Genomic DNA, 12,676 nt, shown 5'->3' with positions numbered 1-12,676 from the left:
CTGGTCGAGGGACCGACGGCGGGGCCCGCGCCGGGATCAGCGGGTGGGAACGGGCCAGGGTACGTCGGTGGCCACCGCGGCCGTGTAGTCGATGCCCGGCACGGAGAATCCGTACAGGCGCTGGACTTCGGCGCGGAACCAGTCGAGGTCGGCGAGAGAGGCGATGGTGTCGGTCGTGGCGGTCTCCCAGCGTTCGGCGACGGCCGCCTGGACGTCGTCGGTGAGTTCCCAGGTGTCCAGGCGGACCCGGCCCTCGTCGTCCAGGGCGAGCGGCGCGGCACCGGTGAGTTGGTCCCACAGGTCGGCGAGCTGACGCACCGGCGGGACCAGGTCCGTTCCGAGGACACCGCGCAGCAGGCCGGTGTACAAGGCGATGCCGGGGATGGCGGTGGAGGACTGGGTGACGGCGGCGCCGTTGACGGAGGTCACGGCCCGCCCGCCCAACTCTTTGCCGAGCCGCTCGTTCAGGGTGCGGGCGGTGGCTTCCAGGTGGGCCTTGGCCGCGCCGATGGTGCCCTGTCGGTAGATCGCCGCGGTCAGCGGCGATCCGATGTACGACAGCGCGGCGGTGGCGAAGCGCTCACCGAGCAGTCCCCGACCGGCCAGGTGGTCGATCCAGCGTTCCCAGTCCGCGCCGCCCATCACGGCCACGGTCTGCTCGACGTCGTCGCCCTCGGCCGGCCCGGTCTCGACCTCGCGCACCTCGGGAACGCCCTGGTCGTCGAAGACGAGGGTCTTGGTGCGGTTGGCCCGGCCGATCGGCTTGAGGGCGGAGGCGTACGTGGTGCCGGTGTCCGGGTCGGTGCGCCGGGGCGCGGCGACCGAGTAGATCAGGTAGTCCAACCTGCCGTCGAACCGCTGCTCGATGAGGTCGGCGACCTCGTCCTTCATCGTGTCGGAAAACGCGTCGCCGTTGAGGAAGACCAGGTCCCGCCCGGCGGTACGGGCGATGTCGGCGGTGGCGGCGGTGCGGTACCAGCCGGCCGTTGCGGTGCGCCGTGCGGTGGGGGCCTTCTCGAAGGAGACCGCGATGCCACGGATGCCGGCGCGTTTGAGTCCGGCGACCGTGGCCGCAAGGCCGTATCCGGCCGAGGAGCCGATGACCAGCGCCACCGGCCCGGCCCCTGCGGGCCTGTCAGCGGGGTCGGGGCACGCCCGCCACATGTCGGCCACCACCCGCTCGCAGCCCGTCGGGTGGGAGTCGAGGAAGAGGAAGCCCCGGTTGCGGGGGGTGAGAACGCGCTCGGTCATGGTCATGGTCGTGGTCCTTGGGTCGACGGGGGCCGAGGTCGCGGCGGCTGGTCGGGGCGCCGCGTCCCGCAAGTCTGCGACAGGCCGGACACGGACAGTGGCCCCACCGGCGACAAGGATCGCGAGTCGGTCTTGGAGTGTTCGGCCACTTCCGGCAGCGCACGTGGTGGCTGCGAAGTAGCCTGCCGTGGGCGTCCGATGGCCTCGGAAGGGACGGTCACGACGACGCGCACACGGCGCGGTCGCGCTGGACGCTCAGCGCCCGGAACTCCGTCGGGGTGAGGCCGTACCTCTCGCGGAAGGAGCGGCTGAAGACCGCCGGACCGCTGAACCCCCAGCGCGCGGCGATCGCGTTCACGGGGTGGCCCATGAGCTCGGGGCGGGCGAGGTCGCTGTGGCACCGCTCCAGGCGGCGCCGGCGGATCCGGGCCTGAACCGTCTCGGCGTCGTCCTGTCGCCGGAAGAGCTGGTGGAGGGTGCGCACCGAGACGTGGTGGCGGGCGGCGATCGCCGACGGGGTCAGGGCCGGGTCGGCGAGGTTGTGGTCGATGAAGGCGTAGACGCGCTGGAGCAGCGCCTGCGTTCGGACTTCCGGGGGGAGTTCGGCCTCGGCGTCGAGATGCTGGGCGAGGCAGGCGGCCACGAGGTCGACCGCGACCGTACCGAGCCGGTGCAGTTCCGCCGGGGAACACTGACCGCCGCGGCCTTCGAGTGCGTCCACGAAGGCGGTCAGGACCGCGGCCACGCCCTGGTCTCCCGGGATCCGGTGGGCGAGCAGTCGCCCGAGTCGGTCCAAGTTCAACGGCAATGCGTTTTGGGGAAGTTGGAGCATGGCGAGGCGCACCAGGCCGTCATCGGCGGCGGTCTGCACGTCGGAGGTGCGGGAGGTGTCCCAGAGCAGGATGTCCCCGGCGCCGACACGGCACTCGTTGCGCTGCTGGGCCAGGAACGCGCGTCCCCCTCGCATCAGGCCCAGCTGGTACTGCCCCGGGTCCCCGCGCCGGATCAAGGCGGGGGTGCGCCGCGAGTTGAGGGGGGAGAACTCCAGCCGCGCCACGCGGAGTTCGCCGAGTTCCAGGACAGCGGCCTCGGCCTGGAATTCGGCCGGCCGCTCGGTGCTCAGCGCGGTGGGCACCACTTCCCGCGAGAGCGTGTCGGAGAACCAGTCGAAGCGCTCCCCCACGGGCAGGTCACTCGCCGACACCACTGACCACATGCCGCACCCCCGACTCGACATCCCTGGCAGAGGCCAGGATGCAACAGGGGCGCCGACGGTGGCGCATGGTTCTGTGCCGTGTCGCCTGCCTACGCCGTTTCGCCCGCGCCTGCGAGCAGCGCGAGCGCGGCCTTGCGCAGCCGGGCGTCCGTGCCGACCGTACGGCGGCCGGTGATGCCGGAGCGGAACAGGGCGGAACCCTCCATCAGCATGACGAACACCTCGGCCCGGTGGCGCGCTTCGGCGACGCTCAGACCGGGCTCGTGGTCCTGGACGAACGCGGCCACATACATGGCGTACCGGTCGTAGAAGGAGCGGACCGCCGCGGCCGCGGCCTCGTCGTGGGCGGCCAGTGCCCACACCTCGGTGAACAGCGTTACCAGGCGCGGGTCGTCGTGATCGGAGAGGATCGCGTCGAGCAGGGCTTCGTGGTCGATGTCGTGCGGCTGCCCGACGGTGAGGGCACCGACCCGTTCCAAGGACGCGGCGAGGATGCGGTCGAGGAGCGCCGAAAGGAGGTCGGACCGGGCCGGGAAGTAGTACTGGAGGTGGCCCAACCGGACACCGGCCTCCTCGGCAACCGCCCGCAGGGTCAGTTCGGCCCCTCCGGAGGCGGTGAGGACGCGTTCGGCCGCGTCGAGAAGGTCCGTACGCCGCTGCCGGCCCTTGGCGGTCGGTCCGCCTGCGGCGCTCATGCGGCGGCCCGCGTTCCAGCCCGCCCCTGGCCCGTAACGACGGCGGCGTCGCCCTCGTCGAAGGAGAGGCCGACACCGTGCGCGGCGAGCAACTCCACAGCTCGGGCCGGATCCGGATGCTGCTCGGGGAAGACCACGCCCCGTGGAGCGGGAGATCCGTCGGTGCCGAGTACGCGGTGGAGGCCCACGACGGCACCGACCGCCGTCAGATGGTGCTGGCCCAGCGGGTCGGTGACGGTCGCGGTACGGGTGCGCCCGCGATGGGTGACGTCCACGCGCAGCCGGGCCGTCCCGCCGTCTCCCGGCGAGTGGAGCAGGGCGCGCCGCGCGGGGGCCCAGCGTTCCCCGGCGGCCCAGCGGAAGAATCCCGTACCGCGCAGGGCGAGGATCGCCCGGGTCGCGGCCGGGGAGCTGAACCCGATGCGGGTGGCCGCGGTGGTGGTGCCGAGGGTCAGCGGCAGGGTGAACTGCTCCGGGGTGTCGATGCGGGCGACGCGTACGGGTGTTCCGTCGATGCGGACCGTACGGGACTCCGTCATCGGGGAGGCCAGTCGGCGCCTTCCGCCGTCCACCACCTCGAACGCCACGCCCAGCCGGTCCATGAACTCGACGGAATCCGCCCCGGCCCGGTCGGCCATGTCCCACCGGACGGCGATCTCGACCTGCTCGGCGCCGCCCAGCTCCTGGGCCAGCGCGACCGCCACCAGGCTGCTGACCCCGCCCATCCAGGCGGAGGAGAACAGCACCGGGGCGGTCGGCCGGTGCAGGGCGGCAACAGTAACGGCCCGCTGCATGCGGCCCGTCCACCGGGTGATGTCCACGTAGGGCACGCCTGCCGCCGCGGCGGCGACCAGCACCCGGTCCTCGGGGTCGTTGACCGAGCTGATGACGGCCCGGACACCCGCCCGGAAGGGGGACGTGTCCGCCAGGTCCCAGGCCCGCACCTCGCCTCCGACCTCTGCGGCCAGCGCCTGGCCCCGGTCGGGGTTGCGGCCGGTGAGCAGGGTCGGGGTGTCCGCACCCAGCATGCGGGCGATCTCGGCGCCGACGGTGCCGTATCCGCCAGTGATCAGTACAGGGCCGGAGGGGTCCGGGCGCAGCTCGTCGTGCGATTCGGTGATCATGACCAAAGTTTAGGTCAGATGACCAAAAAATGCGAGTGGCGGCGGCCACCCGGCGGTGCCGCCCGCCCCGCCGCGGTGCGCCCGGTGGTCAGCGTGCCGCGACCCCGCCCCCGGCGCCGTGTTCCCGCATGCCCCACGGGGAGCCGTACGCGGTGAGCAGGTCCAGGAAGGGGAGCGGCGCAAGGGCCTCGGGGCCCAGGACGCCGGGCTGCGACCAAACGCCGGTGGCCAGGAGTTCGAGGGCCACCACCGGGTTGACGGCGGTCTGCCACACGACGGCCTGGGAACCGTACTCGCGCATGGACCACTGGTTGTCGACCACGTGGTAGAGGTAGACCTCGCGGGGCAGGCCGTCCTTCGTGCCCTTGACCCAGGTGCCGGCGCAGGTCTTTCCGGTCATCCGGTCCCCGAGGGTCGCCGGGTCGGGCAGGCAGGCCGCGACCACGTCGCGGGGCGAGATCCGGACCGTGCTGCCGTCCTCCGCGCGGACCGCGACCCGTTCGGTGGAGTCCAGGCCGAGGGCGTGGAGGGTCTTGAGCTTGCCGATGAAGTCGTCGCCGAGGCCGTACTTGAAGGTGACCCGGCGGGCTCCGACCCAGCGCGGGACCAGGAGGACCTCCTCGTGTTCGACGTTGACGCACTCGACGGGGCCGATGCCCTCGGGGAAGTCGAAGACCTCCGGCTCGCTGAACGGCTCGGTGGTGAACCAGCCGCGCTCGCGCTCGTAGACCACGGGCGGGTTCAGGCACTCCTCGATCGTCGTCCAGATGTTGAAGGACGGGGCGAAGTCGTAGCCCTCGACGGCCAGGTTCGCCCCGTCGCGGATGCCGATCTCCTCGATGTCGTCGAAGAGGTGGTCGGCGGCGTAGCGGGCGAAGACGTCCGAGAGTCCGGGCTCGACGCCCATGCCGACGAGGGCGAGGCGGCCCGACTTCTCCCACTCCTCGGCCTTTTCGAACTGCTCGTCGCCGAGCTTCACCCCGCATTCGCCGTGCGGGTGGTCGGGGTGCGGGCGGGAGAGGGACATGGCCATGTCGAGGTAGTGGCTGCCCGCCGCGAGCGCGGCGTTGAACAGGGGCATCACGAAGCGCGGGTCGGTGGCGTTCATCAGGACGTCGCACCCGCGCTCGGTGAGCAGCCGGGTGACCGCCTCTTCGTCGGAGGCGTCGACGCGGCAGGCGCTGAACCTCTGCTCGTCCGCGCCCAGGGCCGCGACGGCGGCCTCGGCGCGGGCCGGGTCGTAGTCGGCGACGACGAAGTGGTCGAAGAAGTCGCGGCGGGCGGCGATCTTGGTGATCGCGCTCCCGACACCGCCGGCACCCACAAGCAGAACACGCATGGCGAGGTCCTTTCTCTGTGAGGCGTGCGCCTCAGGGGGCTGATGGAACCGTTCCGTCCGAGTTAAGGTCAATGGTGTTGGCATAAGGATGGGAGGCGGACGATGGCGAAGGACGTGGTCCCGGAGGAGGCCCGCAGGCGGCGGCGCCCGACCCGGCAGGGGACGGTGCTCTCCGAGCGGCTGATCGTCGAGACGGCCCTGCGGATGGTGCGGGAGCACGGGAGCGCGGGCCTGTCCGCCCGGCGGCTGGGCGCCGCTCTGGGGGCGGACCCCAGCACCTTGTACCGGTACTTCGACGGCATGGACGGTCTGACCCTCGCCATCGGCGAGGAGCTGATCGGCCGGGCGCTCGACGGCTGGGTCCCCACCGGGCGGTGGCGCGACGACCTGCGCTCACTCGGGCTGCGCATCCACGGCGCCTATCTCGCCCACCCGCAGGCCGCCCTGCTGACCGCGAGCCGGGTGAGCGGCCGGCCGCGCGAGATCGCGGCCGACGAGGCGATCCTCGGCAGCCTGCGCACCGCGGGCTTCGCGGACGTGGACGCCGTACGGATCTACCACGCCTACATCGACCAGGCCCTGGCCTTCGCGGCGCTCGACGCGGGACCCCTCGCGCTGACGGACAAGGCGCGCGAGTCGGACGAGGAGCGGTGGGAGTCCACGTACGCCCGGCTGCCGGCCGACGCGTCCCCGAACATCGCGGCCACCGCGGGGCTGTTGGCCGCACGGATGCCCCACAGCGCGTACCCGGTCGCGCTGGACATGCTGCTGGACACCGCCGAGAGACAGCTCGCCGGGGCGGCGGGTGCCGGGGGCGGGGGCGCAGCGGGGCGCGGCTGACCCGGCCTTCCGCCCGCGCTTATGCCAACACCATTGACCCCTTGCGCGGAGCACGGGTTTCCTCATCGCATTCACGCCCCGTTCACCGTGCACCAGTGAGGGACCATGGTCGAAGACACCCCGCGGACGCCCGCCGCCACCGCCACGCTCAAACCGAACGCGATCGGGTTCGTCGACGCCCTCGCCATCGGGCTGAACGCGACCTCGCCGGCGTACTCCCTTGCCGCCGTGATCGGGCCGATCGTCGCCCTGGTCGGCGTCCACGCCCCCGGGGTGATGCTCGCGTCGTTCGTTCCCATGGTGCTCATCGCTTCCGCTTTCTACTACCTGAACCGGGCCGACCCCGACTGCGGCACGACCTTTTCGTGGGTGACGCGCGCACTGGGGCCCACGACCGGCTGGCTGGGCGGCTGGGCGATCACCATGACCGGGGTGCTGGTGGTCGGCTCGCTCGCCGACGTCGCCGTCAACTTCGGTCTGCTGGCCGTCGGTCTGGACGGCTGGGCCGGGAACACCCTGATCCGCCAGGCGCTCACCGTGCTGGTGATCGTGACGATGGCGGCGCTGTGCGTCCGGGACACCCAGGCGGCGGCCCGTCTGCAGAACGTCCTCGTACTGCTGCAGACCGTCTGCCTGTTCGTGTTCGCGGCCGTCGCCCTGTACCGGGTGTACGCCGGATCCGGATCCCCGGGCGCGCTGCGCCCGTCCGTCGACTGGCTCGACCCGTTCGGGGCCGGGAGCACGGCGCTGACCGGCGGGCTGCTCCTGGGGGTCTTCGTCTACTGGGGCTGGGAGTCGGCGGTCAACCTCACCGAGGAGACGAAGGACCCCTCGTCCGCCCCGGGCCGGGCCGGCATCTGGTCGACCGTGGTCCTGCTGGCCACCTATGTCTCCGTGGCCTTCGCGGTGGTCGCGTACGCCGGCACCGGGTACCTCGCCGCGCACGCCGACGACGAGGAGGCCGTCTTCGCCTCCCTGGCCCGCGAGGCCCTCGGCGGCTGGGACTGGATCGTCCTCGTCGCCGTCGCCACCTCGGCGCTCGCCTCGACCCAGACGACGATCATCCCGGCGTCCCGCACCGCCCTGTCCATGGCGCGCAGGCACGCCCTCCCCCGCCGGTTCGGTCTGATCCACGACCGGTACCGCACCCCTGCCGTCAGCACCTGGTGGGTCGCCGGCACGGCCACCGTCTGGTACCTGTTCATCCACCAGGTCAGCGAGAACGCGCTCGCCGACTCGCTGACGGCCCTCTCCCTGCTGATCGCCTTCTACTACGCCCTCACCGGCATCGCCTGCGCGATCTACCACCGGCGCCTGCTGACCACGGGGGTGCGCGCGTTCCTGTTCATCGGCGCCGGTCCCCTCATCGGAGCGGGGATGCTGATCTGGCTGCTCGTCGAGGCGGTCGTCGACATGGCGGACCCCGCCAACTCCTCCGGCGGGACGTCGTGGTTCGGTCTCGGCCCGCCGCTGGTCATCGCCCTCGGCCTGAGCCTCGCGGGGCTGCTGGTGATGCTCGCCCGGCGCGCGGCGTCCGGGGCGTTCTGGGCGGAGCGCCCGACCGTCCACGAAGGCCCGGTGGACCCGGCGGAGCGGTCGGCGCGAAGCCCCGCGGCCCGGGCGGCGGAGCCCGTCGTACAAGGTTGAACACGCGGTGGGCGTGCCGGTCGTGACGGCCCGCACGCCCACCGCGAGGGGGCGGCGGTGAGCGGGCCAAAGCGGGCCGGGGCGATTGTCAGTGGCTCGCGAGAGGATCACTCCCATGATGAACCTTTCCGCCGATCAGGCGCTGTCCAGCACGTCCAGCCGCACGGAGTACGAGGCCGCGCTCGGGCTCCTGCGCGAGGCATCGGGGGCGTACTACGCCGACGGCGACAGCTCCATGGACGATGCCACCTACGACCGGCTCCGGCTCGCCGTGCTGGCGTGGGAGACGGAGCACCCCGACGACGTCGCCGCCGACTCCCCCACCGGGCTGGTCGGCGACGGCGCCGCCCCGGCCGGCGACGTCGCGCACACCACCCGGCTGCTCAGCCTGGACAACGTGTTCAACCCGGACGGCCTGCTGTCGTGGGGCGAGTCCCTCCAGCGGCGGTTGGGGAAGGCCCCGGCCGGCGGGTTCACCGTCGAACCCAAGCTGGACGGCGCGGCCGTTGCGGCCCGGTACCGGTCCGGTCGGCTGGTGCAGATCATCACGCGCGGCGACGGCAGCACCGGTGAGGACGTCAGCCATGTCATCGGGCAGATCGAGGGCCTGCCCGAGCGGCTGCCCGTACCGGCCACCTTCGAGGTGCGCGGCGAGGTGCTGTTCACCCAGGAGCAGTTCGAGACGGCGAACGCGGTCCGTACGGCGCACGGCGCGCAGGTCTTCGCCAACCCCCGCAACGGCACGGCCGGCACGCTGCGGGCCAAGGACCGCCCGTACCGGCTGATGATGACCTTCTGGACGTACGGCGCGGTCGAACTGGACGGAGAATCGTTCCTTCCCGCCGGAGCCACGCACGACGAGGCCCTGGCCGCCGTCGCTCGCGCCGGAGTCCGGACGACCGCGGACACCCCGGTCGGACTGCACGTGGTCGCCACCCTCGCCGAGGCCCAGCAGCGGGTGGACGAGATCGCCGCCCTGCGGGCGGGGCTGCCGTTCGGGATCGACGGCGTCGTGATCAAGCTCAACGACGCGGGCGAGCAGGAAGCCGTGGGACTGGGCAGCCGGTTCCCCTACTTCGCCGTCGCCTTCAAGCTGCCGGCCGTCGAGCGGCAGACCGTACTGGAGGACGTGGTGTGGGAGGTCGGCAGGACCGGGGTGCTCGCCCCGACCGCCGTACTCGCCCCGGTCCTGATCGACGGGTCCACGGTCACCCGGGCCACCCTCCACAACCCGGCCGACATCCGGCGTCGTGACCTCCACCTGGGCGACACCGTGACGGTCTACAAGGCGGGCGACATCATCCCGCGGGTCCAGGCCGCCGTGGTGGCGCTGCGCCCGGACGGAGCGACGGAGGTGCCGCTGCCCGACGCGTGCCCCCACTGCGGCGGTGAGATCAACAAGACCCAGGAGCGGTGGCGCTGCGCGCAGGGCGCTGCCTGCGCGCTGCCGGCCCTCATCGAGTACGCCGCCGGGCGCGAGATGCTCGACATCGACGGGTTGGGCAAGACGTACGTCAAGGCCCTGGTCGACACCGGTGACGTCACCGACGTCGCCGACCTGTTCACCCTTTCCCTCGACCAGCTCACCGCTGCTTCCGGCAGCGCCAAGCGAGCCGCGAAGCTCGCCGAGCAGATCGAGGCGGCGAAGACCCGGCCACTGAGCCGCGTCGTCTGCGCGCTGGGCGTTCTGGGCACCGGGCGCAGCATCTCGCGCCGCATCGCCCGGCACTTCGGCACCATGGACGCCGTCCGGCGGGCCGATGCCCTGGCCATGCAGGCCGTGGACGGCATCGGTCCGGAGAAGGCACCGGTGATCGTCGAGCAGATCGCCGCCCTGGCACCGGTCATCGACAAGCTCGCAGCGGCGGGCGTCAACATGAGCGAGCCGCAGGAAGCGGCGGCGGCGCAGGAGTCGGGTCCGCTGGCCGGCAAGGTCGTGGTGGTGACCGGGAAAATGACCGGAGCGCTCGAGGGCCAGGGGCGGGAGGCGATGAACGCACTGATCGAGAAGGCGGGCGGGCGTGCGGGCAGCAGCGTCAGCGCCAAGACCACCATCCTGGTCTCCGCGCCCTCCGCGAGCGGCAAGCCCAGTTCGAAGGCGGTCAAGGCCGCGGAGCTGGGTGTCGAGGTCCTCACCCCGGAGGCCTTCGCCGAGCTGGTCGCCGACTTCCTGGGCTGAGCCGAGCTGATCCCGCCCGGCCGGCGGCCCGGCGTCCGACACGGAAAAGACCTCCGGCCGTCCCGCGTGCTGCGGAGACGGCCGGAGGTCTCAAGTCGGTGGCGAGGAAAGCGAAGGGGCTATTTTAGGAGTGTTGAGAAGGAAGCCCCTTCATGGCCTCGCCACGGTCACGCTAACAGTCAGGCGGGGATCAGGTCACGCAGGTTTTCGGGGGTGACGATCCGCGATCCCGGGTGCAGTTTCTCGGGCCGCTCCAGGCCGACGTAGGTGACGGGACCCGCCGGAACGGTCTTGCCGTCCCACACGGTGACGGTCGTCGCGCTGCCGGTCATCAGCTCGATGAGGTAGCGGACGGTGAGCTGCTCGCGATCGGCGACCGCACGCATCAGCGTCGCGACCCTCACGCGGTTGTCCTCGACCCGGTTGTACGACGGAGAGCCCGTCAGGTACAGGTGCAGCCACTTGGCGCGCCACCGGCCGTCGGACCCGCGCAGGAACACCAGCGGCAGCGCGATCCGGCCCGGACCGCGCAGGTCCGACTTCATGCGCACCGTGCGCGGCTCGAAGGGTCGTCCCTGCTGCTCGGCCCCGCGCAGCATGAACCCGAAGAACGACTCCTCGACCTCTTCGAAGCCTTCCCCGGAGTAGATGTTGACCTGCGGGACGATGCAGGTGGCGCGCACCGCGTCCAGTCGCAGGTCGATGAATTCCGAGGCACCGTCGGGCGCGTCCGTGATGTCACCGGAATGCGCGCCCCCGATCTCGGTCAGGTTGGTGTACGACAGCCAGGAGACGGTCGAGTAGTCAGTGTCGAGCAGCACCGCCGACAGGTCGTAGTCGGTGCTGCGCGCGGCCTGCTTCCAGTACACGAAGAAGCGCAGCAGCTCGCCGTCGACCGCGGACACCGAGCCGCGCGGCAGCACGCCGAACCCGGGCGCGGTCGCCCTGCTGCTGAGCGGCAGGGCGACGTCCAGGACGTCCGGGTCGATCAGCAGGTGGTCCACGGCGGGCACCCGGCGCCGCAACTCCGCGTCGATCGCGGCGATCATCCGCCCCCGCTCGGGTGCGCACACCGGCGGACGGGTGTCCGCGGTCACCCAGGCCCGGCCGGAGCGGTTGACGAACACCCGCTGCTCCCCGGTCTCCTTCGCGCGGTTGTGCAGGTGCTCGCGCACCGACAGCAGGACCCGCCCGGAGGCGTCGGGGACGGCCTGCTCGGCGGCGGCCGCGACCGCGTCGCGCTCGCCTTGGGTGGGGGCGGAGCGCAGCAGCCGGTCCAGGGAGCGCAGCAGCTTTCCGGGCGCGGCCTTCAGCAGTTCGGCCGCGCCGGTGGGGTCGAGCCGGGCGTGGAGTTCCTCCACCCGGCTGTCGAAAGTGCGCACCGTCTTCTCGCCGCGGGCGACGGCGAACACGTCGGCCGCGTGCGGCCACTGCGGGTACTCGTGCGGGTGCAGCCGTTCGCCGAGCCGTTTCCACATCTCGCGGTGCGCGTGCACGTCGGCGAGCTTGGCGGGCGCCGCGCCGACGACCGCGTCGAGGCCCGCGAGCAGGGCCCGGCGCACCGGACGGGAGAGGCCGCGCAGCCGCGTCGGCTCCTGCAGGCCGACGTCGCCACCGGCGAGCGCGCAGGCGAGCCGGAGCACGTCGGTGACCGTGTTCAGCAGCAGGCTCGCACCGGCCTTCAGCCGGGCCTCGTTGACCACGGCCCGGTTCTCCCGTACGGGGATCTCCTCGGGCTGCGGTCCGTCCGCGCAGTGGCCGGCCAGCTCCCGCAGGTCCCGCAGGCCGTCCTCGCCCAGGGGTGTGGTGCTGCCCGCCAAGGCCAGGTAGAGGGAGGTGAGTTCGTCGCCCGGGTCGGCCCCGAGGTGCAGGACCGTCATGCGGTCGCCCGCCGCGGCGATCAGCTCGTCGTGGTGGGTCAGCATCTCGGCGTACGTGTGCCGGTAGTTCCCGTACGAGGGGAGCGTGAGCAGGTTGACGACGCCGGTGCTCAGTTGCTCCAGCGTGCTCGCGCGCGCGTCGTCGTCGGCGAGCGCCCCGGCGATGCACTGCATCCAGAAGTCGAAGGCGTCCGGCACGTTGGCCGGGAAGTCGATGAAGTACGCGTTGTGCCGGACGTGGTCGCCGACCATCTCGCGGACGGTGCCCAACGTCCGTACGGCGGTGTCGACGACCGCCGGCCCGGACAGTCCCGACAGGTGCTCGAGCAGCTCCGCCGAGAGCTTGAAGCCCACGGACATCAGGGCGGCGTCGAACTGCCGCGCCGCGACGGCGCCTTCCCCGACGGGTCCCGCGGGTCGGGGAAGGCGGCGGGTGTGCCGGAGTACGAGAGGGTCGAGTCGGTGGACCATTCCCGCATGATCCCAAGGCCGTACGGGCCGCCGC

The 12,676-nt window shown here is 72.3% G+C and carries 9 protein-coding genes; 3 read left to right on the top strand and 6 right to left on the bottom strand.

The genetic code is table 11. From position 1 onward, the window contains the following. Positions 1-36: 36 nt before the first annotated feature. The 5 genes from fabV to ACIQK6_RS26875 all read right to left on the bottom strand — a co-directional run bounded on the left by fabV (position 37) and on the right by ACIQK6_RS26875 (position 5,625). On the bottom strand, positions 37-1,251 hold the full coding sequence (gene fabV / locus ACIQK6_RS26895; RefSeq protein ID WP_329108252.1) for an enoyl-[acyl-carrier-protein] reductase FabV: 1,215 nt from the start codon (positions 1,249-1,251) through the stop codon (positions 37-39). Positions 1,252-1,468: 217 nt separating this feature from the next. Beyond that, positions 1,469-2,467: a helix-turn-helix domain-containing protein gene (locus ACIQK6_RS26890; RefSeq protein WP_402695609.1), complete on the bottom strand. Its 999-nt coding sequence runs from the start codon at positions 2,465-2,467 to the stop codon at positions 1,469-1,471. An 89-nt stretch (positions 2,468-2,556) separates the two neighbouring features. After that, positions 2,557-3,162, bottom strand: coding sequence for a TetR/AcrR family transcriptional regulator (locus ACIQK6_RS26885; protein ID WP_329106565.1), 606 nt, complete (start codon positions 3,160-3,162; stop codon positions 2,557-2,559). Next, on the bottom strand, positions 3,159-4,286 hold the full coding sequence (locus ACIQK6_RS26880) for a saccharopine dehydrogenase (protein ID WP_329106562.1): 1,128 nt from the start codon (positions 4,284-4,286) through the stop codon (positions 3,159-3,161). The genes ACIQK6_RS26885 and ACIQK6_RS26880 overlap by 4 nt, the downstream gene beginning before the upstream one ends. 88 nt (positions 4,287-4,374) lie before the next feature. Next, positions 4,375-5,625 (bottom strand): saccharopine dehydrogenase C-terminal domain-containing protein, encoded by a 1,251-nt coding sequence (locus tag ACIQK6_RS26875; protein WP_329106559.1) that lies wholly within the window; start codon positions 5,623-5,625, stop codon positions 4,375-4,377. A 102-nt stretch (positions 5,626-5,727) separates the two neighbouring features. On the opposite strand from ACIQK6_RS26875, the gene ACIQK6_RS26870 reads away from it, so the two are divergent. The 3 genes from ACIQK6_RS26870 (at position 5,728) to ligA (ending at position 10,291) form a co-directional block, all read left to right on the top strand. Then, positions 5,728-6,465, top strand: a complete 738-nt coding sequence (locus ACIQK6_RS26870; protein ID WP_402695608.1) for a TetR/AcrR family transcriptional regulator — start codon at positions 5,728-5,730, stop codon at positions 6,463-6,465. A 105-nt stretch (positions 6,466-6,570) separates the two neighbouring features. Further along, positions 6,571-8,112 (top strand): APC family permease, encoded by a 1,542-nt coding sequence (locus tag ACIQK6_RS26865; RefSeq protein WP_329106554.1) that lies wholly within the window; start codon positions 6,571-6,573, stop codon positions 8,110-8,112. Between the two features lie 115 nt (positions 8,113-8,227). Continuing rightward, complete coding sequence (gene ligA, locus ACIQK6_RS26860) at positions 8,228-10,291, top strand: NAD-dependent DNA ligase LigA (protein WP_402695607.1); 2,064 nt, start codon at positions 8,228-8,230, stop codon at positions 10,289-10,291. A 179-nt stretch (positions 10,292-10,470) separates the two neighbouring features. Here ligA and ACIQK6_RS26855 read toward each other — a convergent pair whose 3' ends face one another. Then, positions 10,471-12,642, bottom strand: coding sequence for a TerD family protein (locus ACIQK6_RS26855; RefSeq protein WP_402695606.1), 2,172 nt, complete (start codon positions 12,640-12,642; stop codon positions 10,471-10,473). Positions 12,643-12,676 lie beyond the last annotated feature (34 nt).

It is taken from the genome of Streptomyces sp. NPDC091682, from assembly GCF_044756625.1.
Taxonomy (GTDB): Bacteria; Actinomycetota; Actinomycetes; order Streptomycetales; family Streptomycetaceae; genus Streptomyces.
Note: the sequence above shows the minus strand (reverse complement) of the source record. Positions and strands in the feature narration are given on the sequence as shown.